The sequence below is a fragment of the Gluconobacter sp. P5E10 genome (assembly GCF_018812145.1).
Taxonomy (GTDB): Bacteria; Pseudomonadota; Alphaproteobacteria; order Acetobacterales; family Acetobacteraceae; genus Gluconobacter; species Gluconobacter cerinus.
Window position 1 is genome coordinate 1 of record NZ_JACRVZ010000004.1, and the last position, 24606, is coordinate 24606.

At 52.2% G+C, this 24606-nt stretch carries 18 protein-coding genes and 1 pseudogene; 11 read left to right on the forward strand and 8 right to left on the reverse strand.

Annotated features, from left to right (window positions below):
• The 8 genes and pseudogenes from KP707_RS08925 to KP707_RS08960 all read left to right on the forward strand — a co-directional run.
• A pseudogene (locus KP707_RS08925) lies at positions 1-168 on the forward strand (IS5/IS1182 family transposase); the annotation flags it as partial.
• A gap of 167 nt (positions 169-335) precedes the next feature.
• Positions 336-1643 (forward strand): DUF1800 family protein, encoded by a 1308-nt coding sequence (locus KP707_RS08930; protein ID WP_211503160.1) that lies wholly within the window; start codon positions 336-338, stop codon positions 1641-1643.
• Positions 1644-1646: 3 nt separating this feature from the next.
• Complete coding sequence (locus KP707_RS08935; RefSeq protein ID WP_211503159.1) at positions 1647-2855, forward strand: DUF1501 domain-containing protein; 1209 nt, start codon at positions 1647-1649, stop codon at positions 2853-2855.
• 197 nt (positions 2856-3052) lie between these two features.
• Positions 3053-4075, forward strand: a complete 1023-nt coding sequence (gene mgrA / locus KP707_RS08940) for an L-glyceraldehyde 3-phosphate reductase (protein WP_211503158.1) — start codon at positions 3053-3055, stop codon at positions 4073-4075.
• A 647-nt stretch (positions 4076-4722) separates the two neighbouring features.
• Positions 4723-5871, forward strand: coding sequence for an FMN-dependent L-lactate dehydrogenase LldD (gene lldD / locus KP707_RS08945; protein ID WP_211503157.1), 1149 nt, complete (start codon positions 4723-4725; stop codon positions 5869-5871).
• Positions 5872-6081: 210 nt separating this feature from the next.
• Positions 6082-7605: a carbohydrate porin gene (locus KP707_RS08950; RefSeq protein WP_249202930.1), complete on the forward strand. Its 1524-nt coding sequence runs from the start codon at positions 6082-6084 to the stop codon at positions 7603-7605.
• 69 nt (positions 7606-7674) lie between these two features.
• Positions 7675-9312 (forward strand): lactate permease LctP family transporter, encoded by a 1638-nt coding sequence (locus KP707_RS08955; RefSeq protein WP_211503156.1) that lies wholly within the window; start codon positions 7675-7677, stop codon positions 9310-9312.
• 153 nt (positions 9313-9465) lie between these two features.
• Positions 9466-11007 carry a hypothetical protein gene (locus tag KP707_RS08960; RefSeq protein WP_211503155.1) on the forward strand — a complete coding sequence of 514 codons (1542 nt, stop codon included), beginning with the start codon at positions 9466-9468 and terminating at the stop codon, positions 11005-11007.
• 223 nt (positions 11008-11230) lie between these two features.
• Here KP707_RS08960 and KP707_RS08965 read toward each other — a convergent pair whose 3' ends face one another.
• The 3 genes from KP707_RS08965 to KP707_RS08975 all read right to left on the reverse strand — a co-directional run bounded on the left by KP707_RS08965 (position 11231) and on the right by KP707_RS08975 (position 13542).
• The gene (locus KP707_RS08965) at positions 11231-11431 is read right to left on the reverse strand and encodes a hypothetical protein (protein ID WP_211503154.1); all 201 of its coding nucleotides are present in this window, start codon (positions 11429-11431) and stop codon (positions 11231-11233) included.
• A gap of 245 nt (positions 11432-11676) precedes the next feature.
• Complete coding sequence (locus KP707_RS08970; RefSeq protein WP_211503153.1) at positions 11677-12534, reverse strand: aldo/keto reductase; 858 nt, start codon at positions 12532-12534, stop codon at positions 11677-11679.
• Between the two features lie 24 nt (positions 12535-12558).
• On the reverse strand, positions 12559-13542 hold the full coding sequence (locus tag KP707_RS08975) for an aldo/keto reductase (protein ID WP_211503152.1): 984 nt from the start codon (positions 13540-13542) through the stop codon (positions 12559-12561).
• 149 nt (positions 13543-13691) lie between these two features.
• On the opposite strand from KP707_RS08975, the gene KP707_RS08980 reads away from it, so the two are divergent.
• Positions 13692-14588 carry a LysR family transcriptional regulator gene (locus KP707_RS08980; protein WP_211503151.1) on the forward strand — a complete coding sequence of 299 codons (897 nt, stop codon included), beginning with the start codon at positions 13692-13694 and terminating at the stop codon, positions 14586-14588.
• Positions 14589-14616: 28 nt separating this feature from the next.
• Here KP707_RS08980 and KP707_RS08985 read toward each other — a convergent pair whose 3' ends face one another.
• Entirely contained in the window at positions 14617-15342 is a 726-nt protein-coding gene (locus KP707_RS08985) for an AraC family transcriptional regulator (RefSeq protein ID WP_317214235.1), read from the reverse strand.
• Between the two features lie 555 nt (positions 15343-15897).
• Between KP707_RS08985 and KP707_RS08990 the strand changes: the two genes are divergently transcribed.
• The gene (locus KP707_RS08990; RefSeq protein WP_211503149.1) at positions 15898-17112 is read left to right on the forward strand and encodes an MFS transporter; all 1215 of its coding nucleotides are present in this window, start codon (positions 15898-15900) and stop codon (positions 17110-17112) included.
• A gap of 66 nt (positions 17113-17178) precedes the next feature.
• On the opposite strand, the gene KP707_RS08995 is transcribed toward KP707_RS08990, so the two are convergent.
• Positions 17179-17784 carry a DUF1826 domain-containing protein gene (locus KP707_RS08995; protein ID WP_215751577.1) on the reverse strand — a complete coding sequence of 202 codons (606 nt, stop codon included), beginning with the start codon at positions 17782-17784 and terminating at the stop codon, positions 17179-17181.
• Positions 17785-17872: 88 nt separating this feature from the next.
• On the opposite strand from KP707_RS08995, the gene zigA reads away from it, so the two are divergent.
• Positions 17873-19075, forward strand: coding sequence for a zinc metallochaperone GTPase ZigA (gene zigA, locus KP707_RS09000; RefSeq protein WP_211503147.1), 1203 nt, complete (start codon positions 17873-17875; stop codon positions 19073-19075).
• Positions 19076-19251: 176 nt separating this feature from the next.
• Here zigA and KP707_RS09005 read toward each other — a convergent pair whose 3' ends face one another.
• The 3 genes from KP707_RS09005 to hydA all read right to left on the reverse strand — a co-directional run bounded on the left by KP707_RS09005 (position 19252) and on the right by hydA (position 24573).
• The gene (locus KP707_RS09005) at positions 19252-21594 is read right to left on the reverse strand and encodes a TonB-dependent receptor domain-containing protein (RefSeq protein ID WP_211506714.1); all 2343 of its coding nucleotides are present in this window, start codon (positions 21592-21594) and stop codon (positions 19252-19254) included.
• Positions 21595-21802: 208 nt separating this feature from the next.
• Positions 21803-23122, reverse strand: a complete 1320-nt coding sequence (locus tag KP707_RS09010) for an aspartate aminotransferase family protein (RefSeq protein WP_211503197.1) — start codon at positions 23120-23122, stop codon at positions 21803-21805.
• A 35-nt stretch (positions 23123-23157) separates the two neighbouring features.
• Positions 23158-24573, reverse strand: a complete 1416-nt coding sequence (gene hydA, locus KP707_RS09015) for a dihydropyrimidinase (protein WP_215751578.1) — start codon at positions 24571-24573, stop codon at positions 23158-23160.
• Between the last annotated feature and the right edge of the window lie 33 nt (positions 24574-24606).

Sequence of the window (24606 nt, forward strand, 5' to 3'; positions counted from 1 at the left end):
GTGATACGCTCGCGTGTCGAGCATGTTTTTGCCGACCAGCAGTCTCAGACGGGGCTGTTCATCCGAACAATCGGCATCACCCGGACCACAATGAGGATCGGACTGGCCAATATCGTCTATAATATGCGCCGCTTCCTCTTCCTGGAGCGGATCGACGCGAGCGCGTAGCAATTTTGCGGATGAAAACTCCAGATCTGCGATAAACGCAGAGCGAAAATCAGCTCCAGAAACCAGAAACCAGGACACAACAGTCGTCATCCTGATTTCGCCACATATGGCAAGCAGTCTCGAGTAAAGTCCAGCCACTCCCGTCCACCGGACATCGCGAGGATGCCATGCGACTTGTCAGTGCCATAAACAGATTCGGCTGGGGCCAACGAGAGAGCGGCTCTTCCGACATACCTCTCCGGGAATGGCTTTCCCGTCAGCTCGATGCACCTGACACGGCCATGTTCAGGACTGTCGGTCCATGTTCGGACGGACTGATCGCCCTGCGGGAGCAGCGCAAGGCCAAGCTACAGGGCGACCCTCTGGTCAAACCAATCTTTCAAACGGAAGTCACAACCCAGCTCGACAATCTGCTTGTAACGGACCAGCCTTTCCGAGAACGGCTTGCATGGTTCTGGTTTAATCATTTCACGGTTAGCCTGCGTCAGGGCGGCACAAGATCGGTCATTGGCGCCTATATGCGTGAGGCCATTCGCCCGCATGTAACCGGGCGCTTCTCGGACATGCTCCTCGCCGTGATGCGTCACCCGGCCATGCTGATGTATCTGGACAATGCATCGTCCATCGGACCCACCAGCCCGGCAGGACGAAAAAGCCATCACGGGCTCAATGAAAATCTGGCCCGTGAATGTCTGGAATTGCATACGGTCTCGCCGGCCTCTGGCTACACCCAAACAGACGTCACGTCCTTCGCAGCCATCCTGACAGGCTGGAGCATCGACATGAAGGCCGAACAGCCCGGCTTCGTGTTCCGGGAAAAAGCCCATGAACCGGGTGAAAAAACCGTCATGGGTCAGACCTTCCCCGAAGGTGAAGACGGCGGCGTGCAGGCCCTGCACTTTCTCGGCACGCATCCTGCAACGTACCGCCATATCGCAACCCAGATGGTCGGACACTTCATTTCCGACACGCCTTCGCCGCAGGATATCAACCACATTACCTCCGTCCTTCGGGACAGTGACGGAGACCTGCGCGAAGCCTCTGTCGCCTTGGCAGACCTTCACGATACGAACCGCTCTGGCAGCAAGTTCCGCTCCCCCATGGACTATGCCACAGCCGTCATGCGAGCCCTGTCTTTAGGGGGCGAACCCAGCCAGCCGGACGACCAGCACTCCCCGGCCCATCAGCTTTACGCGGCCTTCGCTTCACTGGGACAACCATTATGGACGGCCCCCTTGCCCAACGGCTGGAGTGATAATGCGGCAGACTGGAGTGCGCCTGCGGACATGCTGGCCCGCACGGACTGGGCGTGGCGAATGGCGGCTCATGTCCGGGCGGGAGACCCGATGGAGATCGCCCATATCGCCATCGGCCCGGCGCTCCGACCACAGACACAACTCGCCATGCATCATGCCGGCTCCCGTCAGGATGCACTGGCTCTGCTTTTCTCTTCACCCGAATTCCAGAGGCGTTGACCCATGATGATCCATCGTCGCACTGCCCTGCTGGGTCTGGCTGCAAGCTGGACGCTCGGGCGTTCCTCTCTCGCGTTTGCCGGGTCACCCGGAGGTCCGGACGATCCACGTTTTGTGGTCATTATCCTTCGGGGCGCACTGGATGGCCTGTCGGCTGTCACCCCATACGGAGATGCCGATCTCAGAACACATCGCCGGGACCTTGTTCTTCCTGAGCCTGGACAGGAGGGCGGCCTCCTTGATCTGGGTGGCTTCTATGGTCTGCATCCGTCTCTTCAGACGCTTCATAGCCTCTATGGTGAAGGCCAGATGCTGCCTATCCATGCCGTAGCAGGCCACTACCGCAGCCGCTCCCACTTTGAAGCGCAGGACTATCTGGAAAGCGGTGCCGATAACCGCCTGAGCAGCGGCTGGCTGAACCGGGCCGTTTCCGCCCTTCAGGGAAAGGCCAACAGACCGGATGGGTATGGACTAGCCATGGGGCTAACGGTTCCACTTCTCCTGCGCGGGGCTGCCAAGGTCGGAAGCTACGCACCAGCAGGAAGCCAACATCCGGACGAGGATCTTTACAACCAGATCGTTGCCCTGAACGCGTCCGACCCCATCACGGGCCCCGCTTTCAGGAACGGCCTGAAAGCCCGGGGTTTTTCGAACGCCACCATAACGGGAATGAAAAACGACTCTGAGACCGGGAAACCCCGCAAATCCGATGCCTTTACACAACTTTCAACCGCCGCGGGGCAAATGCTGGCCACACCCCATAGCCCCCGGATCGCCGCACTGGAAATCGGAGGATGGGACACGCATGCCGCTCAGCTTGGACGACTGGGAAGCCCCCTCGCCCAGCTTGATCGCGGGATTGGAGCCTTACGTGAGAGCCTTGGGGGCAGCTGGAAACGCACAGTCGTCCTCGCCCTGACGGAGTTTGGCAGAACCGTCCGCATGAACGGAACAGGCGGAACGGACCACGGCACCGGCACTGTCACATTCCTTGCCGGAGGTGCCGTTGCGGGAGGAAAGGTCGGCGGCACATGGCCTGGCCTGCGCCCCAGTCAACTCTTTGAAAACCGGGATCTTGCACCGACAACAGACCTGCGCGCTGTAGCCGCCGGTGTGCTGTGCGACCATCTCCACTTGCCTTCGCAAGCGATTGGCACCGTGTTTCCGGGACCGAAGACTGAAGCCCAGAAAGGCCTGATAGTGTTCACCTGACCAGATACTGGCCAAGTTACGCGCCTACCAGGACCTCGGGATGGAAGCGTTTATTCTATCTGGATATCCTCATCAGACCGAATGTGATCTATTCGCCAGACATGTCTTGCCGCATCTGAACCATGCGCCGTTGTCCCGATTTGACTGACCATCGCCTCCACAATTCCGTACGCAATCAGCAAAGTTAGGAACTTCTCATGAGTTGGACACCAAACCCATCCCGTTATGAAGCGGCAGAATTTCGTCGTTGTGGCCGTTCGGGCCTTGATCTGCCGCCAATTTCTCTCGGCCTATGGCATAATTTTGGAGGTGTCGACGTTTTTGAGACGGGGAGAGCCGTTATCAGGCGTGCCTTTGATCGAGGGGTTACTCACTTCGATCTGGCTAACAACTATGGCCCTCCTTATGGTTCTGCCGAAGAAAATTTTGGCACGATCCTGAAAAAGGATTTTGCGGCCCACCGTGACGAAATGATCATCTCGTCAAAAGCTGGTTGGGATATGTGGCCTGGCCCGTATGGAAATGGCGGATCACGTAAATATCTGTTGGCTTCGCTTGACCAAAGTCTTCAACGAATGGGGCTTGAGTACGTCGATATTTTTTACTCACATCGTCCAACGCCTGATGTGCCTCTTGAAGAAACGATAGGCGCTCTGGTGCAGATGCATCGTCAGGGTAAAGCGCTTTACGTCGGTATTTCGTCCTATGGGCCGGAGCGAACAAAGCAGGCAGCAGCTATTCTGAAATCTGAAGGCGTGCCGTTACTCATCCATCAGCCGTCATATTCAATGTTAAACCGCTGGGTTGAAGTTGAACTGCTCGATACGCTTGAGAGCCTTGGAGTGGGCTGCATAGCCTTCTCTCCCCTCGCCCAAGGTCTCCTGACTAATAAGTATCTGAATGGTACGCCGGAAAACTCACGTGCGGCGGCAGGTGATTCTTTTGCGCGTGCGATGCTCTCAGATGAAAACATCGCCCATGTTCGCGCTCTGAATGATATTGCCCAGAAGCGTGGTCAATCCTTGGCGCAGATGGCCATAGCGTGGATCCTGCGCGACCCGCGTGTCACGTCTGCGCTCATCGGTGCCCGGAATGTTCAGCAACTTGATGATTCATTAAACGCTCTGAAAAATTCAGCATTCCAAGAGGAAGAACTCAAGCTTATCGACCAATATGCACGCGAAGGAAATATCGATCTCTGGCGTAATCTTTCGGACTGATGCTTGAAAATCGTCTGATTTTATAGGTATTGCGACGCAGGTGGCCAAGAGAATGACTATTGGCCACCTGTCTGGGATTGCCGCACAGGCCTGTTGCTGGCCCTACGATTAGATAGCTCTGGCTTGTAACGTCTTCGGTAAAAAACTATGGGTCGTTTCTACAGTTACGCGATGTAGTGGGACAACTTAAACACCCGTGTATCTTATGAGACGCACTTTCCGTCAGCTTAAAAATGCTGATCTAGCCTGATTGGGTGTGCCGGTTCCGCGGCTATTGTCAGCTACATGGATAACAGTGTGCTCTCGTTTTCCTGACATTATGCACGCGGCTTTTGCTCCAGAACCATTGATATGCGCCGTTTTGGCGGCTCCAAAAAATCTCAACCCTAATGATGTTAATCACATCTCCTTGACGCTGATTTAACACAGTGCCGGATAATCCGAGTAAGTCATTAAAATGTATCAACTTATTTATGTAGAAGTAATTTTATATATCGAAAATATATGGATAGCGCGTTTTTATGCGAATGGATGTTAAGACTCTTTTCTTCCAGACAATGCGTTAGGCAGTCCGTAAAAAAACCGGACTTATGGAATGTTGGAAGAAGCGGCTGCGGAATGGCAAAAGCCGCAACAGGAGAGTTGCAATGATTATTTCAGCAGCGACAGATTATCAAAAAGCCGCCGCTCGGAAACTTCCACCTTTCCTGTTCCATTACATCGATGGCGGATCGTATGCCGAGCATACACTCAGACGAAATACTACCGACCTCGCAGATCTTGCTTTGAGGCAGCGTATTCTACGCAATGTCTCCGATCTGGATACCTCTATCGAATTATTCGGACGTAAGCTGGCTTTTCCAGCTGCGCTAGCCCCGGTGGGCCTGACTGGCATGTATGCTCGTCGCGGCGAGGTTCAGGCAGCTCGGGCAGCAAGTCGCAAGGGTATTCCGTTTACGCTGTCCACCGTATCGGTGTGTCCGATTGCGGAAGTACAGGCAGCAGTTCGAGAGCCCATCTGGTTTCAGCTTTACGTTCTCAAGGATCGCGGCTTCATGCGTGACGCTCTGGAACGTGCAAAGGCAGCGGGGGTGACCACTCTTGTTTTCACTGTGGACATGCCTACCCCAGGAGCACGTTACCGCGACGCTCATTCGGGTATGTCCGGGCCGTTCGCCAAGTGGCGTCGCTATGCTCAAGCCGTGACGCATCCACAATGGGCGTGGGATGTCGGTTTGCGTGGACGTCCGCATGATCTGGGCAATATCTCGACCTATCGCGGTACGCCAACCGCCCTCGAAGACTATATCGGTTGGCTCGCTGGTAACTTCGATGCTTCGATAAGTTGGAAAGACTTGCAGTGGATCCGGGATTTCTGGGACGGCCCGATGATTATCAAGGGGATTCTAGACCCTGAAGATGCAAAAGACGCAGTAAAATTCGGCGCAGATGGTATCGTGGTATCCAACCATGGTGGCCGCCAGCTTGACGGCGTTCTTTCGACAATTCGCGCCCTGCCCCCGATCGCAGATGCCGTCAAAGGCGATCTGAAGATCCTTGCTGATTCAGGAATTCGTAGCGGTCTAGACATAGCACGTATGATTGCATGCGGCGCTGATTCTGTTCTGCTGGGTAGAGCGTTCGTTTACGCACTTGCGACCGCGGGAGAGCGTGGCGTCGCAAATGTCCTGGATATCATAGAAAAAGAACTGCGCGTCGCGATGATCCTGACCGGAGCGCGCTCAATCTCGGAGATTACATCGGACAGTGTAGAGAAGCTCGCGCGAGAACGCTGACTTTATAATTACTCGGTAATACTGTCTTCAGGTATGTCGCGTGGCATATTGACTGCGCGCTTATCTGTTCATTGCGTCTTCAAGAAACATTATATGTTTCGTTTACGGAACGTAATAGCGATGTTGCATGTTTTTTCCGAATGCTGGCGGCCGTCGTTATGCGACTCTGGAAGCAGAAAATGTTTCCGAAACATCTGGTATTCAGCGGTAATGCTGTTGGCGGTCTTGATTACAGCTAATTCTGCGAGAAGCGCTCCTGATGGATCAGACGCTGTCAAACAGCCGCGCGCAGGAAAGAGCAGTCAGGTTGACAAGAGTGCGTCTTCTCAATCGAATGGGAACAAAGGTGTAAGAACTCACGTGGATCTTAAGCGTAGTGAGCACCTTGCAGACCCTAACCAACTTGAAAGTCTTTTCAATACTGAGAGTCTGTCTGCGCTCCTCAACCACAGGGATGACGCTTTAAGGGAACGTGATCTTTCAGCTGGCTATTTCGTGCCGGCTCAGGCTTTCGGTAATCTGGTCACGCAGTTGTCCCCCGCACGGGCATGGCTCGCCAAGCGGGGTTACACTTTCCAGTTTGCTTACAAAGGAGAAGCCTTGGCGAACGTAAGCGGCGGCCTGAGCAGAGGCATGTCTTACGCTCATGAACTGACCTGGGTGAACAACTTCGATCTGGGCAAGTTGCTTGGTCTGGACGGCTGGATCTTGCATGGCGTTTTGATGGAACGAGCCGGCCGTCAGATCAGCTTTGATCACGTTGGCGAACGACGCATTCTGCTATCGGAAGTGTACAGCCTTTCCGGCCACATGGCCGCACATCTGGCTGACTTTTATGTGGAAAAAGCGTTTCGTCGCAACAGCATCAACATCAATCTTGGTCGCATTACTCTTACACACACCTATGGCACGTCGCTGTTGTTGTGCACCTTCATGATTCAGTGCTCGGCTCCAGTGGGTATCAAAGGGGTTCAAGGATGGAGCGTCTATCCGAAAGCAACGTGGGGCGGCACGATCCGCCTGCGCCCGACACGTGATCTTACGTTGAGAACAGGTGTCTATGCCTCCTCTGTCCTGACATCCAATCCATCAGGCTGGGCATGGGGTAGCGAAAAACAGACGGGTGTGATGTTGCCGATCGAATTGACATGGGAACCGTTCATCGGACCCCGAAAGCTACCCGGCCATTACAAGCTTGGCTTCGGCCACGATACCAGCGGCTTTGCAGACATGATTGGCTCCGTCCCCTCTTCTATGGCCTTGCGATACGCGGTGCAGAAACCTCAGCCACGCGATACATTTTACATTGAGGCTGACCAGATGATTTACCGCAGCCATGGTTTGCATCAGATGGCAGGAGGCTACCTGATGGCGGGCTATATTCACAATACACCGCAAGTCTCGGTCTTTTCTGATCAGTTTTATATTGGAACGTCGCTTCTCGGCATTATCCCGTTCCGTCCTCTCGATCGCTTCGGCGTGATGTACGCCTATTATCAGATCAGTAAGCGACTAACGCTCGGGCAGCATCTCCTGCAGGATGCAGGTCTGCCGTTCCCAGCGGGAGTCAACAATCCCCAGACGCATACGGCAACACTGGAGGCCTATTATGGCATCCCGGTTGTACCTGGTGTGCTTCTTCAGCCGTCTTTTGAATATCAGATGCGACCCGGAGAGACGTCAGTCATCCCGAACGCAACAGTCATCGGCCTCAAAGTTATCGGAAATCTGTAGACCCCCGCATCCAGAGCCGGAAACCGGCATGGATAAACATTAACGACACGACGTCAGGAGAATTGATCCATGTCCCCCTGGAAGCAGATATACGATCCCGCTGGAAACATTCTTGTTTCAAGTCTGGTCGCCCTCATCCCGATTGCATTTTTCTTCGTTGCGCTGCTGGTGCTTCGCATGAAGGGACATGTCGCCTGTACTATTACGGTCATTCTTACTGCCATCATCGCTGTGGCTTTCTATGGGATGCCGATACCGTATCTGATTGCGACGGGATTATATGGTTTTCTCTACGGTTTGTGGCCTATTGCGTGGATCATCTTGGCTGCAGTCTTTCTCTATAAACTGTCAGTCAAAACCGGATACTTCGACATCATTCGCTATTCGATTGTCACAGTCTCTGACGATCAGCGTATTCAGATCCTACTCGTTTCGTACGGCTTCGGTGCTTTCCTCGAAGGGGCTGCTGGTTTCGGTGCTCCGGTCGCGATTACCACAGCGCTCCTCGTCGGCCTCGGCGTGCCTCCACTGTACGCGGGCGGACTTTGCCTCCTTGCCAATGCTGCGCCTGGTGCTTTCGGGGCGATGGGCATTCCGGTCATTGTCGGCGGTCAGGTGATTGGAGCAGACCCGTTTTTGATCTCTCGGCTTGCGATGCCCATGCTTGCCGTCCTGGCGTTTGTCATTCCGTTCCTTCTGGTGATGATCGTGGACGGCCTGCGTGGCCTACGAGAGGTCTGGCCGATTATCCTCGTTGCGGCGCTGACCTTCACCGTCACGCAGACTTTGGTAGCTGTTTTCGTAGGGCCGGAGCTTCCTGATATTGCGGCGGCTCTGGCAACGCTGCTGGCTATTCCGCTTTTTTTGAAGTTTTGGAGGCCAGCAGTCAGTTTCCGGTTTTCTCAGGGAAACAAGGAGGCGTCCATCACTGGAGCAGAGCAGCATTACAGCGGAAGTGACATTATCCGGGCATGGATGCCATTCGTCATTCTAACCGTTCTTGTTGCACTTTGGAGCATCGCGCCATTCAAAAACCTTTTTAAGTCTGGCGGCCCGCTCGCTTCCACGGTCATCACCTTCCCCTTCCCATATCTTAATGACCTAATCATTAAGATGCCGCCAGTCTCGCTAGAGCCCGCGCCTTATCACTCGGTATTCAAGCTTGATCTTCTCTCCTCAGTTGGCACGAGTATCATGCTAACTGCCATTCTTTCGACATTTGTGTTGCGCGCGCGTCCCCGTGATGCGGCAGTGATCTTTCTGCAGACACTGAATGAACTGAAGATTCCGATCTATTCCATCGGCATGGTTCTCGCTTTTGCTTATTTGGCCAACTATTCCGGCTTGTCTGCGACGCTGGCTCTCCTGTTCGCAGCGACAGGTTCTGCATTTACGTTTCTTTCTCCAGTCCTCGGTTGGCTCGGTGTTTTCCTGACAGGATCGGACACGTCCTCAAACGCGCTGTTCGGAGGACTGCAGGCCGCGACAGGTCAGCAGATCCACGTCAGCGGCCCACTTCTCGTTGCCGCGAATGCCGTTGGAGGTTCAGTTGGGAAGATGATTTCCCCTCAGTCGATCGCTGTCGCCTGCGCCGCAGTTGGCCTGGTTGGAAAAGAAGGGGAAATGCTAAAATTCACGCTGAAATGGAGTGTTCTTCTTGTTCTTATGGTGAGTTGTCTTCTTACCGTGCGAGTGTATTTTTTTTGAAAAAAAATCTGGAGATTATTTGGTAGGATGGAATGTTTGTTTTCAGATGTTGAAATGCTAAATTGCGATCTTCGGAAGGAAGGTTATTTAGTTTTCGTTAAAATAATAATATTATCCTTCTAAATCTAGAGTTTTGGTAAGAGATTTTTTAAAGTGAATATTCATAAATTTAATCGTTCAGATTTTTCTGGTTTTTCTAATAATAAATCATATCCTCGTATTTTTATTTTTTTATTCGGTGTAAGTATCACAACGGTCATTTACCTTTTAGGATACCTCCATAACCCCGCTCGCCCCTCGCCTGCAGCGCGTTTTCCAGAGGGATGGTGGGGGTGGTTCGATCAATCGAAGTACTTGCAATCAGCGCAGGCGATCTCCCATTGGGATTTGTCTCCTGCTCAACATTGGTATCCGTTTGGATATGCATTGCTTGGGGCGCCTTTTGTCTGGATGGGGAATAACTGCTACCTGCTGCCTGATCTTCTGTGCCTTCTCGCAACGGTGGGGGCGATAATTTTTCTTGCAGAAGGTTTAGGGTTGTCTGTGTTTGCAGGCATGTTGATTGCCATCGGCACGACCGTGTTTCCCGCGCCAATTTTGAGTGTTTGGGTCGTACCTTGGAACACAACGCTCTCTGTTCCCCTGATCTGGTGGGCATTCGCACTCGCGACGCGTTTAGTGCTGTTGAAGGATGGCGGCAGGCTTTCAATTGCTCGTCTACCGTTATTTGCCTTGCTGGGGGCCTTACTGGCGTTTATTCCCGTTACCCGGCCGACTGATCTTCTCATTTCAGGAGGTGTAGCCGCGACCTGCTTTCTGACAGCATTGTGGGAACGTGAGTTACGTTGGAGGGAGCTTCTGGTCGCGGTTGCTGGTGCTACGGTCGTGTTGGGCATCGCTGGTGCTCTTTACGTCCAAATTTATGGGTTCCATGCATCGGAATACATGGTTCACTCAAAAGAGCTTGGTTTCCGTACCGACCTTTTGTGGTGGAAAATTTATCTGCTGCTTTTAACCCCGCGCCCCTGGTTTCCTGATGGCGAAGGCTTGATGGAGCAAATCAATTGGCTGTTTTTCGGTATCGTGGGCATCGCAATGTTACCGTGGACTGCTCGCAGCCGAAAAGATATTCCCTATATTCTGCTGGCAGGCCTCTGTATCGGATACAGTCTTCTGTTCTTTTCATACATTGATCTGATTCCGAGCGGTCTGTGGCGCTACAACAACGTCCACTATTTCAAGTGGGTTCTGCCTGCGATGGGTCTGCTGGCATGGCGTTGTGTGACGGCTCTGTTTTCTCCACGGTGGAGGGTGGCTCTTGGCACAATAGCTGCGGTGTTCGTCCTGTCATGCATTAGATTGTTGCCTGTACAGGTGCCAAATGGCAGTTCTGGCGTCTGGATGCTTACACTCCATGAGGCGCCTCCGTCGTGGCCAGACAGCTATTTTCAAGATATGACTGTCGCGGATCAGGATGGGAAACTTGCAAATATTACAGGTTTCAGATCTTTACCGGACACGCAGGGAGAACGATGGATCGCCCTCGCCCGTCCGTTTGATGGTGTGGTGCGCAATCTCACCATGCAGGATCAGAATTCGTTACCCGTGACATCTTGGGGCATGAAGCTTGCATTGAGGCCCAATCCATGTTGGCTCCCCCCATATGCTTGCCACTATAAAGCGCCGGCGCCTTAAGGTTGGTTGTCTAGAATCAGACTGCGGTAGAAAACTGGTTTATCGCCGCGGTCTGTTCAGACCTATGCTTCGTCAACTATGATAACTCTTGGCGACATCGCACAATTTGGCAAATAGAGAGCTTCAAAGCCTCCGAATGTCGCAGTCAATGGACATCACGTGATTTGATCGCGATGAAATCAAAGAGAGCCTTGCGCGAATTTTTGCCAGATTCCTGTAAAGATCAGTTTGCAACGTCAGCCAGTATTTTGGACAAGTCGTAGATTGTCCTGTCCACTAGATGGACGACCTTCCCTTCTTTCTGAAGAATACCTTTCGCACTGAGCATGTTTCCGCCCAAAAATATCCGTCGATAGACCTCGAAGATATTAGGCCGCATGATGATGTTCATGTTCACGGTGTCGGTCTCTAACGTCACAAACATCAAGCGTCCTAGGCCGACCGAGGTCTCTGACGCACCAGAACTAATTTTGCTACTGCTAGATGCTTTTCGTCTATTAAAGACAAAGCCGTTCGACAAGTTGCAACGCCCTGTGTGTTCAGCCCTAGACGTAGCAAGGCCAGTGTATGAGGTTACAGCCTCCTACAACTCGGGCTCCCTACAGCACCATAGTGACCAAAATTACCGAGCCGCTAAGATTGTAGGAAGCAAGAGCTGGTATCTCAGCATTAGAGCTTTCTGGTGCTAAGCCATCTGACTTTCTCCGGATCGCGGTGATCGAAGAAGCTGCTGGCTTTCTGATCAAGCGTGATAATCGCCTCCACATCAGCATCGTCCAACGTAAAGTCGAAGATAGCAAAGTTTTCGGCCATACGCTCTTTACGGACTGACTTGGGGATCGCGACAATCCCGCGCTGGTTTAACCAACGCAGCACGACCTGAGCGATGGTCTTCCCATGTTTCTGCGCAATTGACTGAAGCAGATCATTCGAGAACAGCCCGTTTCGTCCCTCTGCAAATGGTCCCCAGGCTTCCGCCTGAACATCATATTGCTTCAGGATTTTCAGCGCATCGTCCTGCTGATGAAAAGGATGGAGCTCAATCTGATTGATCGCTGGTGTGATTTGGTTGTGCAGGACAAAATCCACCAGTCGGTCAGGATAGAAGTTGCTGACGCCGATCGCCCGAATACGGCCCGCACGATACAGTTCTTCCATTGCGCGCCATGCCCCATAGACGTCACCGTAAGGCTGGTGGATCAACCAGAGATCGAGATAGTCCGTCTGGAGTTTGTTCAACGAGCGCTCAAAAGCTGCCTTGGCTCCCTCATAACTGGCATCTTCAATCCAGAGTTTGGTAGTGACGAATAAGTCGCTGCGGTCGATCCCGTGGTTGCGGATCGCATGTCCCACTGCTTCCTCATTGCCATAGGACGTTGCTGTGTCCAGAAGCCGATAGCCGACATCAATGGCGTCCCGAACACTTTGCTCACATTCGGCAGGATCAGGGACCTGGAACACACCAAAACCAAGAGACGGCATCTGAACGCCATTGTTTAGCATGACTGCAGGCGGGGTGAGTGTCATGATTATTCTTTCCGAGACTGTGGCTTAGCGATTGATCAGGTTCTGATATGAGGCAGGATATCGGTCTCCTTGCAGGGTGATCCCGTTGAGTGCCTCTTCAATGCGGGTCAGATCATCAACCGTCAGACTGACATCAGCCCCTTCCAGATTTTCTTCGAGACGATTAAGTTTCGTCGTACCGGGAATGGGAACAATCCACGGCTTCTGGGCCAGAAGCCACGCCAACGCGATCTGCGCAGGCGTGCAGGATTTTTCAGATGCAATGGCTTTAACAAGATCAACAAGAGCCTGGTTCGCAGCCAGTGCATCAGCCTGGAAACGGGGAACAGAGCTTCGGAAATCATCTTTGGCGAACACGACCTTTGGGTCGAGTTTTCCAGTCAGAAACCCTTTGCCAAGAGGCGCAAATGGCACGAAGCCGATACCCAGTTCTTCAAGGAGCGGCAGAATCTCCAATTCAGGCTCGCGCCAGAACATCGAATATTCACTCTGGAGAGCTGCAACCGGCTGTACGGCATGTGCACGACGGATTGAATCCGTCCCGGCTTCAGACATGCCAAAATGCTTGACCTTGCCCGTTGCGATAAGGTCTTTCACCGTTCCGGCAACCTCTTCGACCGGCACGTTTGGATCGACGCGATGCTGGTAAAGGAGATCAATTCTGTCAGTCCGCAGGCGCTTAAGGGCTTCATCCGCAACCTGTCGAATACGCTCCGGCCGACTATCCAATCCCTGTGCTGGTACGCCGTTTACGAAACCAAACTTGGTGGCAATCACGACCTGATCACGAACCGGCTCTAGTGCCTCCCCAACGACTTCTTCATTAATGCCTGGTCCATAAGCTTCGGCAGTATCGAAGAAAGTGACCCCACGCTCATATGCTGCGCGGATCAGCGCAATAGCATCCTTGCGGTCGGTGGCAGGGCCATAGCCATAGCTCAGGCCCATGCAGCCGAACCCAAGCGCTGATACTTCCAGACCACTCTGGCCTAATAGACGTTTCTGCATGTTTCTTGATCCCGCGTGTTTATCCTTGGGCGTCTGCCAAGGCTCTGAACATGCAAATCATAAGCCCAAACTCATCAATCTATTAGACAAGGTAAATTTCTTGGGTCTATGACTTTTAGTCATGAAACCTGTGAGAAGGCCTGAGCATAATGCGGCGTGAAGAGCTTGGAAGTCTGGCTATGTTCATGGCAGTTGCTGATGAAGGCAGTTTTACCAAGGCCGCAGGCAAGCTTGGGATTTCACAATCTGCGCTCAGCCATTCTCTTCGGCGGCTTGAAGCCAGACTGGGCCTACGGCTCCTTACGCGTACAACCAGGAGTGTCGCACCGACACTGGCTGGTGAACGCCTTATAGAAACACTCCGTCCTGCCTTGGAGGATATTGATCAGAAGCTTGCCGCACTGACCGAGTTGCGTGACCGCCCTGCTGGCACTGTTCGGATCACGACAAGTTCTCACGCGGCGTACACGGTGCTGTGGCCAGCTATTGATCGTCTCACAGCCGAGAATCCTGACATCAACGTGGAAATCAATATTGAAGGAGGCCTCGTCGATATCGTGGCTGAGCGATATGACGCAGGAATAAGGCTTGGAGAAAGACTGGAGCAGGACATGATTGCTGTGCCAATCAGTCCACGCCTTCGGATGGCGGCTGCGGCCTCGCCATCGTACCTGAGCGGAAAGAATATTCCGGAAACGCCTTACGATCTTGCGCACCATAACTGTATCAATCTGCGTTTACCGACTTCCGGTGGATTATATGCCTGGGAGTTTGAGCGCGATGGCAAAGAGATCCGGGTTAGAACGCAAGGACAGCTTGTGTTCAACGATGTCAATCTGATTGTGGAAGCCGCCCTCACCGGGCATGGCATTGCTTTCATGCTTGAGGATCACGTCAAAGATCACCTTTCTTCCGGAACTCTGGTGCGAATGCTGGAAGAATGGTGCGAGCCATTCAATGGCTATTATCTGTATTATCCAAGCAGGCGGCAGCCCTCTCCGGTGTTCACCCTTGTTCTGGACGCTTTGCGTTACCGAGGCGGATAAATTTTAGGGCTGGATGAATGTTCGAAAACTAGATTGACGCTTGAATGGATTGCTCTGCTTCTCGGCGATACCTTCTGGGAGTGACCCCTTTTTCTTCCAAAAATGCTCGATTGAAATTGGATAGATTACTGAAGCCAGATTCTGCGCTTATGACGGAAATGGGGTCTTTCGTTGTCATCAGAAGGTTGCATGCACGACTGATCCGCAATCGGCGCACAAAACTGGTGAAAGTGCCCCCTGTTGCTTGCTGGAACAGACGCGAGAAAGCAGACGGACTCATTTTAACGCGATGGGCGATCTCTGCCTGTTTGATCATCTTTAAATCTGAAGACAACAAGCACCGCATGACCTGATCGATCACCCTGGACTCTTCTGCTTTCGAAGAGCGGGGGTTCCAAGACTGGCATAGAACGTGTCGAGGCACTTGAGCCAAATTTACAAGAAGCGCAATCAGTTTCGAGACCCGCTCTGCTGGGTTAGAGAGCTCTAGGTCTTCCATTTGGTGGCAGAGCATTTCCAGCGATGGCCCATGAAATTCCACCCCGTTGGCCGCGTCCTCAATTAGGTGCAGGATTTCCCCAAATTCCGGGCATAGTTGAATCAATCCCTGAAGCCATGCTGGCTGGATCTGTACGATCAGATCGCGCCCATGACAGACCTGTTCTTGCCCCAGATTGCTTAACCAGTTGTGAGGTAAGTTGGGCCCTATCAGAAACATGCTTCTGGCGTAGAAGGTACCGACATGGTCACCCACGACATACCGCCCACTCCCCGCTGTAATCAGGTGCAGTTCATACTCAGGATGGTAATTCCACTTAGCGCACTCAGCGGGGTAATCATGCCTGGACAGAGTAAAACTGTGCGCTGGCTTGGCCGTAATGAGCTCGTAAACGGGTTGAAGGGGCTGCATGGCAAAGGGTTTTCGGCGATGGGACATGCAATGCCTAATATAACGCTGCCCTAGGGCAAGGCTCTAAAAACTACGGATGATATGAGGATCTGCATTCGGGATCATGGCTTCCAGTAAGGTCTGATTCGTCGCAGTATCATCAGGAATTTTCCTGTTAGCATCTAGCGTTTGATTTTTATTTTTTCGATACTTTTTTGCGGTTTCGTTCAGCGATAAGAGCGGCTCGTCCTTCAGTCTTTTTGCGTTTCTGAAGTAGAAATTTTCCTATAACCGTTACGTTATAATAATGTTATAGTTATTATCAGTTTTGAACCGCTTTATCGCAGCATTGCTCTCACGGTTTCTTGTGGTCTATCGCGCCTCGCTAACTTTCTTGAAATTTTTCCTCAAAGAGACCGCATGACTATCGCAGTACCGCCCGAGAACTCGTCTTTGACGAACGTTCCTTCCCCCCGCACATCTCTCATTTTCTTTGTGCTCGCTCTGGGCGCTTTTGCTATAGGAACTGCTGAATTTACAGCCATGAGTCTGGTGCCTCTGATCGCACGCGAACTTCAGGTTACGGTTCCTCAGGCCGGGCACGCGATTGTTGCTTACGCGATGGGTGTTGGCATTGGAGCGCCGCTCATTGCTGTTCTCAGCGCACGTTTGAGCCATAAAAAAACACTCATTGGGCTCACTGCCCTCTATATGGTTGGAAATGGGCTCACAGCATTTGTCCCATCTTATGGCTACCTTCTGATATGCCGATTTGTCAGCGGCCTTCCCCATGGCGCCTATTTTGGAATAGCTGGCATCATCGCTTCGTCACTCGTTCCTCCAAGTCGCAGGACACAAGCGGTTTCGCGTGTCGTGCTTGGTCTCACTGTTGCAACAGTTGCAGGTGTGCCCCTAGCCAGTATCATCGGAAGTGCCCTGGGATGGCGCTGGTCCTTCGGTTTGATCGCGGCTCTGGCACTCATCACAACTGTCCTTGTCAGTGTGGTTATTCCCACAGATCCTTCATGTCCCCATGCAAATGCAATGGCGCAGCTCAGAGGCCTTAAAAACCGACAAGTGTGGCTCACCCTTGGAATTAGTGCCGTAGGGTTTGGTGGAATTTTTTGTGTTTATACTTACCTGACGGCCATTATGCAGGAAGTTCTACATGCATCGTCCACGATGATTGCTATTATGCTGGCTGTCTTCGGAACGGGAATGACCACAGGAACGGTTGTTTGCGCCTGGGCTGCTGACCGGAAGATGATGTTGACCATGGGCGGTATCTTGCTCGTCAACGCTTCAGCCCTCGCCGGTTTCGCAGGATCGGCGCATAACGTCTGGGAGCTTATGCCTGTTGTGTTCATGATTGGGTGTGGCGGAGGGCTGGGAACAGTGATTCAGTCGCGCCTCCTTGAAGTCGCGGTAGGTGCAGAAGCTATGGCTGCGGCCTTGAACCAGAGCGCTTTCAACCTGTCTAATGCCGTTGGTCCCGCACTGGGTGGGCTTGCCATTGCAGCCGGTTTTGGATGGACCTCCGTAGGCTGGGTTGGCAGTGGCCTGGCTTTTGGTGGTTTCATGATCTGGCTGCTGACTTTGGGTGATATCAAGTCGAAACAACAGCGACCGATCTAATATTTGATAAGGTATCTTTTCATAGACCCGAAAATCGGAAATTTACGTCAAATAACCAGACATTTATTATGCTGCCATCCCGAAAGGGGCTTCTCCACAGGCGTTGGCTTCATCAATCGTGAGTAGAAGCCTTATGCGCTCCTTGGAAGGGCGATGAGAAAGTGGCGGCGAGCGATGGAGGACCTTCTCTGCGTGGTCCCACTGAGGAAAGTGTTTCCCTTTCAGAAGAACAATTGCCCCAGTGGAAGCTTCTTGGATGGTTGACCCGTTGTCGGTTGTCCATTGAACTCCTGGTCCGACATAGGCGCGAAGCAAACGGAGATCGACGCAATCAACATGAAATTTCCTGCAACTATCGGTCGTTATTTTTTCCAAACGAACGCGGAGTGCCTGATGTCGGGAGATATCGCCGTAAAGAGTAGCGATCTCCAGGATATCTTTCTGCAGAGGCAATGTACCTTCTGGAAATGAAGCCTGTAGCTGGGCAGCAATGTCCGCCATTTGACCCCGTGCTATCCATAATCGAGGTCCGTCTTTCAGATAGTCTTTCGCCGCCTGTGTCAGTGATGCCGACAAGCTGTCTTGATGAACACTGATGCTACAGTGAGGCAACAGAATGTCTTTGAGTAGCGACTGACGAGCCAGACGGGTACGAGTGGAACACTGCGGCATGGAAAACGCTTCCTTGCTATTGATATGTTATAACATAACTATTATTGATGCCTCTATCAATCCCCTCTTCTCTTCAGGTGCTTGCCTCATGTCGGACAATCGATTGCCTGTGACCGTTCTTTCCGGTTTTTTGGGAGCTGGAAAAACTACTCTTCTCAATCATGTTCTGAATAATCGCGACGGTCTGAAAGTTGCGATCATTGTCAATGATATGAGTGACGTGAACATTGATGCCGAGCTGATCCGCAATGGCGGTAGCAATTTGTCCCGGACAAATGAAAAGCTCGTGGAAATGACGAATGGCTGCATCTGCTGTACGTTGCGGGATGACCTTCTGACTGAGGTGACACGGCTGGCAGAAGAAAAAAGATTCGATTACCTCCTGATTGAATCAACCGGGATTGCAGAGCCCCTGCCCGTCGCAGCTACTTTCGAGTTTCGAGACGAAGAAGGCCGCAGTTTGAGTGACATCGCTCGGCTCGATACGATGGTAACTGTTGTGGATGCCGTGAACCTGCTCAAAGACTACGGATCAACCGATTTCCTTCGGGATCGAGGTGAGGTTGCGGGAGAAGAGGACGAACGCGCGCTCGTAGACCTCTTCGTCGATCAGATCGAATTTGCGGACGTCATCGTTCTGAATAAAATCGATACCGCCACTCCCGAGCAGGCAGAGGCAGCAAGATTGATTATCCGTTCTCTCAATGCTGACGCAGCTGTGGTTGAAACGAGCCAAAGCCAGGTTCCCATACACCAGCTTTTGAACACTGGCCGATTTGATTTTGAGCGTGCACACCAGAATCCCTTGTGGTTCAAAGAGTTGTACGGGCATTCTGAACATCGGCCGGAAACGGAAGAATACGGAATTTCCAGCTTTGTCTACCGTGCCCATCGGCCTTTCAAACCGAATGCTTTTGCAGACTTCATCGAGCAGTCATGGCACGGTGTGGTGCGCGTGAAAGGCTATTTCTGGCTTGCAACCCGACCGGATTGGGTCGGAGATCTGAGTATTGCGGGGGCTTTAGCGCGCCATCAGGCGGCTGGGCGGTGGTGGGCAAGTGTCCCGCATGACAATTGGCCTGATGACGAAGGCTGGCGAGCGACATTGGCCAAATACTGGGACGATGTTTACGGAGACCGACGTCAGGAACTGGTCTTTATTGGAACCGGAATGGACGAGGCTGCAATTCGTACCGCGCTCGATAATTGCCTTGTTGCACCACCACAGGACGCAATTTTCATGCCTTGGCACTACGATAATCTTCCTGACCCATTTCCTCAATGGTCGTAAATATCTGAGTCATTTTGACGTACGCGCACATATTTTATGCCACATGGCCTGGCGATTAGGACAGCAATTGGAGGGGCTTTCTTCTTAGCCCGTCCCGAACACTCACGGACCCGTAAAATAACCATTCGCTCTGATGCATATCTCGGCAACTATTCTTTCGAACAATGCAGTCAAACTCAGAAATCCGATGAGACCGTCCCCGTCATTGAAAACCTTGGAAGCACATAGAAGGATGCTCCGCTGCTGCCTGCTAGGGTACTGCCATCGAGCAGTGTCACATTATGGTAGTTGTTGGTAATGCCCGTTGTTCCGACACGAATGATCGATCCCGTCAGATTGGAGAAATTCAAACGGAACGTAGGGGTTTTCAGGAAATAGAGCGGTTTGAAATGATACCCAAGCGCGAGGGTATTGGTAACAAACCCTGGCATTCTCTGATCGCCCACAAGCGTTACTGACTGCGGACCGGTATAATGAAGGCTGAAGTTTCCAAAAAATCCTGCATTGCTGTAGGTCAGGCCAAAATTTGCAAGCACTCGTGGCGTGAGAATGGACTGTTTTCCTTTGGTGGGAAGGTATGTGTCACCATAAGGAATATTTGAGTCAAAAGTGCCATGCAGGTACTCCACTGAGGCGTAAGGGCTGAAATGGTGGAAATCCCTTCCCGCAATCATGGCATCAAATCCGCGGATCGTCTGGTTTCCTGCATTGGAAACTGCGTAAGCGGTATTGGGCAGATAGGTGGTGAGAAGACGGTTGGTGATATTGGAATTGAATGCCGAAATATCTAACGTCAGGTACCGGTTGTTATAGCGATATCCAATTTGTTCCGTGATGGAATACTGGTTTTTGGGGAGTGACGTCGAGCCAGACAGCTGTGACGGAGACGGCTGGCGGAAATCACCCTCGGCATTCATGTAAACCTGACTGTGAGAGTCGATTTTATACGATACAGAAAGATGCGGAAGGGGCGCGGTTGAGTTCGCTCCGATCGTAAATTGGCTGAGCCCGGAAGCACGATCCCAATAGTTGGACATGATGTATTTGAAGCCACCGTTTATGGTCAGGCGATCATTAAAATATTTAGCGGTATCTTCGATAAAGAAAGAATTCAGCTCGTAGCCCGCATTGTACCTGTAAATCGCTTCCTGACCATCTGCTGTATAGAGCTTATAGGCATTGTCATTTGTTTTGGCATTTCGTCCGCCAGGTTGTGTTGCCATGGTTGGAAAGAAATAGTCGACGGCGTTGTTCTCATACCAGTATCCGAAAGACAGATGGTTATGACGATCAATGTCGTAACCCAGTTTGGCGACAAGCCCGACTTGCGGGGACCAGTGCTGCGCCCAGTATGTGCTCAACGGTGTAGAAGGGTCAGCTTTCTGCCCGTTTCCATAGAAATATGTGGCGCCCGTCGAGGCTGGCGTGCCGGCAGTTGAGCCGTCCCAGCCGAAGCCTGTCGCAAAATAGGGAGAAAGGTCGAAGGTCAGGCGTTTGTTGATAATGATATGCGCTTGTGTTGTGACGAAAAACTGGTTCCAGGAGTCAATATTGCCTTGCCAGTAATTTCCGGCGGACGTGGAATTCCTGTCCCAGACATTTGTACGGTTATATCCCTGCCCCGTATGCTTATAATTATAAAATGTTTGAGCATCTGGATATGCATCAATTGTGAACATGGAATTGTTCCATGAACCAAAAAATTTGACAGTTGAGCCGTTGGTAAATTCTTTAAAAAGTCCAACGTCTACATGTGTCCGGCGGTTTGTACCTGCACCCATCCATTGTCTCGAATGGGTATTTGAGACTGAGATATAAGACCGAATACCGGAATTTCCGATTTCTCCGGATTCCAGCCGGACGAATTCCCGGGACATGTTGTTGGTGCCGTAAGAAAAATCCATGCTGCCCCCAGCTTTCTTCCCGGGGGTGAGTGTGCGCTCATCAAGCGTACCTGCCGTTGCATTGGATGCAGGCGCATCGATAGGAGAACTCCCAGGCGTCATGGTGACGCTTTCGATGTTCTCTGCGTCAACGTTCTGCTGAAGGTACGCTGCAAGAGATGCAGGAGCCCCATCCAAGAGTAAAGCCGTATCGGCATCAGTAAAACCGCGCATATACAGTGCGCCGCCTTTGATTCCGGACGTATCTGGCATGGCAATGCTGACACTTGGAAGATTTTGGACAACATCAAGGCCGGTTGATGTCGGGCTTCTCATCTCAATATATTGGCGCCCTACAGACTGCACGGCATAAGGTGCAGTTTCGACGCGCATCATGCCTCCCCCAGAGTTGCGTGTGCTTCTCGATCCATGAACACCGACGCTCTCTTCGTTGGCTGCCATCATGGACGTTCTACGGGAACGTGGTTTTGCGGGTGTGCCAGATGTCGCATGATGAGAGCTTGTCACATGACGAGGATGATGGGTCGGAGCAGCACTGGAGCGTCCAGCCTCTGCGGAAAGGAGTACGGAACTCAGAATAGTACCGAGGAACAGACGAGAAGCCAGTGTCTTCACTTTTTTTCTCCGAAAGCTCAGTTGGCGTAACTGAATAATATGCACTCAAACATATTTCGTTTTAATAATGAAACACTAAATAATCTTTGGAGAAAATAAATATATAAATTTAGTATTTTAGGTTAATTCCAGCGCGTTTAGCCGAATGATGCTTCCATCATTCGGCTTTCTGAGGATTACTTCTGAATTCTGAAACTAAAATGAATATTTAGAAGTCTTTTTCGCAGCTCATAATAACCTTTCTAACTTGGGCTATCATTCCTCTTATTTGGTCTGGAGTCGAAATAAATGGAGGGCCAAAAGAAATCGTGTCTCCTGTGACGCGAAGCAGAACGCCCTCTTCAAGCCCTCGCTCAAAAAGCTGAACGCTTCGAAGGGCAGATTTGTCAGAAAGAGGATTGAGTTCGATCGCGGCGGTAAGACCGATGTTCCGTAAATCTTTTACGGACTTCAGGTCCTGCAGTGCATGGATCTCTTCTTCCAGAATGGGTTCCAGCGCCCTGACGGCCGCATTGGTCCCTTCTTCTTCCATGATGTCGAGCACCGTATGGGCCACGGCCGCCGCCATTGGATGCCCTGAATAGGTGTAGCCGTGAGCGAACTCTATGGCTGCGTCCGGGCCGTTCATGAACGTTTTGTAGATTTCTGAAGTGACGATAACGCCTCCCATGGGAATGATCCCATTCGTGACCGCCTTGGCGAAGGTAATCATATCCGGTATGACGCCGAATCTTTGGGAGGCAAAGTTTTCTCCCATACGCCCAAAGCCCGTGATGACTTCGTCGAAAATGAGGAGAATCCCGTGTTTCGTACAGATTTCCCGCAGCTTCTGAAGATATCCGACGGGAGGGACAAGAACGCCGGTTGATCCCTGAACTGGCTCGACAATGACAGCCGCGATTGTGGAAGCATCATGGAGTGCCACCAGTCTTTCGAGATCGTCCGCCAGATGGGCGCCCCACTCAGGCTGCCCTTTTGAAAAGGCGACATGGGCGTGATCGTAAGGGTGTCGGATGTGGTCCACGCCAGGGACCATCACCGTGGCGAACATCTTGCGGTTCGGGACAATGCCGCCGACGGACATGCCCCCAAACCCTACACCGTGATAACCCCGTTCGCGTCCAATGAGACGAAAGCGGCCGCCCTCACCTTTAAGCTTGTGAAAGCCGATCGCAATTTTCAGTGCAGTATCAACAGCTTCCGAGCCAGAATTCGCGAAGAAAACATGCTCCAAGCCTTCGGGGGCCATCTTTGCGATGCGTGCTGCCAGCGTTACAGCCGGTGCATGCGTCATCTGGAATCCGGGTGCAAAGTCCAGCGTTTCTGCCTGCTGACGAAGCGCATCCGCAATGCGTGGATTTCCATGGCCTAAAGGCGTACACCACAGCCCAGACAGTGTATCGAAGACCGTTTTGCCATCGGCCATCGTATAGTAAGGCCCTTTGGCAGAGGCTACAACGCGATGATCGCCCCGACCGTTAACCAGTCTGTTCGCAGTAAAGGGCATCCAGTTGCGTCCCTCACTCATGGCAAGGGCGCACAGGCTTTCGTTCGTCAATGTAGTCACGATACTGCCTCCGTTAGGCTGTCAGATGTTTTTTTCTTAAAAGGTGCTCTCTCGACATACCGGCCCTGCCCGCGCTCGGCACGCAGTGTACCGTCATCCCAAAGGATACGGCTCTGGCTGATTGTCTTTTTTGCCGCGCCTGTAACGGTCATACCTTCATAAATATTGTAATCGACATTCTGATGATGTGTGGCGGCAGAAATGGTTCGTGAGGTCGATGGATCCCAAAGCACAATATCCGCGTCTGCACCCTCAACAATCATACCTTTCCGGCTATGGATATTGAAGATACGGGCCGTATTGGTGGACGTGAGGGCAACAAACTGCTCCGGAGTTATCTTGCCGCCGACAACGCCGTGATGCCACAGAATGCTCATGCGATCCTCAATTCCGGGAACACCGTTGGGGATGCGCGTAAAGTTGGTGAGGCCCATTTCTTTCTGGGAGCGGCAGAAGCAGCAGTGATCCGTTGCGGTGGTGTGGAGCTGGCCGGAAGAAAGGCCGCCCCAGAGCGCTTGCTGATGCGATTTTTCGCGGAAAGGCGGGCTCATGACATAGCGCGATGCCTTCAGCCAGTCTGAAGACTGGTAAACGCTTTCATCGAAAACCAGATGCTGTGGAAGTACTTCGCCATAAACCTGTAGGCCGCGAAGGCGGGCAGTTGCGATGGCTTCGGTCGCCTCGCGTGTTGACACATGCACGATATAGAGCGGGGTATTGCTGACGGCCGCCAGTGTAATGGCGCGCTGAGCAGCCTCGCCCTCCACGCTGGATGGGCGGGAGAGCGGATGCGCCGCAGGGCCTGTGTTTCCTGCTTTCAGGAGAGTCTCCTGAAGAAACGAGACGGCATCTCCATTTTCGGCATGCACAGTGCATAAAGCGCCCAGCTCTCCCGCTCGGCGCATGGAGTTGAGGAACGTCTCATCATCCACCATTAGGGCGTTCTTGTAGGCCATGAAGTGTTTGAAGGAATTAACCCCGCAGTTCCGCACCAGTGTTTCCATATCCTGGTGAACCTGCTCATCCCATTGCGTCACCGCGACATGGAAACCATAGTCAGCAGACGCTTTTTCGGCTTTGCTCCGCCATGTTTTCCATGCGTCATGTAACGACTGCCCGTGTTCGGGAATGACGAAATCAATAATGCTCGTTGTGCCTCCGGCGAGACCGGCGGCGGTGCCTGTATAGAAATCGTCACTGGCCGTCGTGCCCATAAAGGGCATTTCCATATGCGTGTGGGGATCTATCCCCCCTGGCATGACAAGCAGGCCATCTGCATCAACGATGGTACAGCCGGTCGGCGCTTCCATATCCGCCTGAACAGCCGCGATTTTCCCGTCATCGTCACATAGGACGTCCGCTCTGAAACGCCGCTCAGACGTAACAACTGTTCCATCCTTGATCAGGAGCATGACATCCCTTCCCTTCAGGAAAAGTGGTTGGCA

Excerpts from the sequence above, each read along its gene's own strand:
- KP707_RS08930 (WP_211503160.1), top strand. The coding sequence starts at position 336 with ATGCGACTTGTCAGTGCCATAAACAGATTCGGCTGGGGCCAACGAGAG.
- KP707_RS08935 (WP_211503159.1), top strand. The coding sequence starts at position 1,647 with ATGATGATCCATCGTCGCACTGCCCTGCTGGGTCTGGCTGCAAGCTGG.
- mgrA (WP_211503158.1), top strand. The coding sequence starts at position 3,053 with ATGAGTTGGACACCAAACCCATCCCGTTATGAAGCGGCAGAATTTCGT.
- lldD (WP_211503157.1), top strand. The coding sequence starts at position 4,723 with ATGATTATTTCAGCAGCGACAGATTATCAAAAAGCCGCCGCTCGGAAA.
- KP707_RS08950 (WP_249202930.1), top strand. The coding sequence starts at position 6,082 with ATGCTGTTGGCGGTCTTGATTACAGCTAATTCTGCGAGAAGCGCTCCT.
- KP707_RS08955 (WP_211503156.1), top strand. The coding sequence starts at position 7,675 with ATGTCCCCCTGGAAGCAGATATACGATCCCGCTGGAAACATTCTTGTT.
- KP707_RS08965 (WP_211503154.1), bottom strand. The coding sequence starts at position 11,431 with ATGTTTGTGACGTTAGAGACCGACACCGTGAACATGAACATCATCATG.
- KP707_RS08970 (WP_211503153.1), bottom strand. The coding sequence starts at position 12,534 with ATGACACTCACCCCGCCTGCAGTCATGCTAAACAATGGCGTTCAGATG.
- KP707_RS08975 (WP_211503152.1), bottom strand. The coding sequence starts at position 13,542 with ATGCAGAAACGTCTATTAGGCCAGAGTGGTCTGGAAGTATCAGCGCTT.
- KP707_RS08980 (WP_211503151.1), top strand. The coding sequence starts at position 13,692 with ATGCGGCGTGAAGAGCTTGGAAGTCTGGCTATGTTCATGGCAGTTGCT.
- KP707_RS08990 (WP_211503149.1), top strand. The coding sequence starts at position 15,898 with ATGACTATCGCAGTACCGCCCGAGAACTCGTCTTTGACGAACGTTCCT.
- KP707_RS08995 (WP_215751577.1), bottom strand. The coding sequence starts at position 17,784 with ATGCCGCAGTGTTCCACTCGTACCCGTCTGGCTCGTCAGTCGCTACTC.
- zigA (WP_211503147.1), top strand. The coding sequence starts at position 17,873 with ATGTCGGACAATCGATTGCCTGTGACCGTTCTTTCCGGTTTTTTGGGA.
- KP707_RS09010 (WP_211503197.1), bottom strand. The coding sequence starts at position 23,122 with ATGAGTGAGGGACGCAACTGGATGCCCTTTACTGCGAACAGACTGGTT.
- hydA (WP_215751578.1), bottom strand. The coding sequence starts at position 24,573 with ATGCTCCTGATCAAGGATGGAACAGTTGTTACGTCTGAGCGGCGTTTC.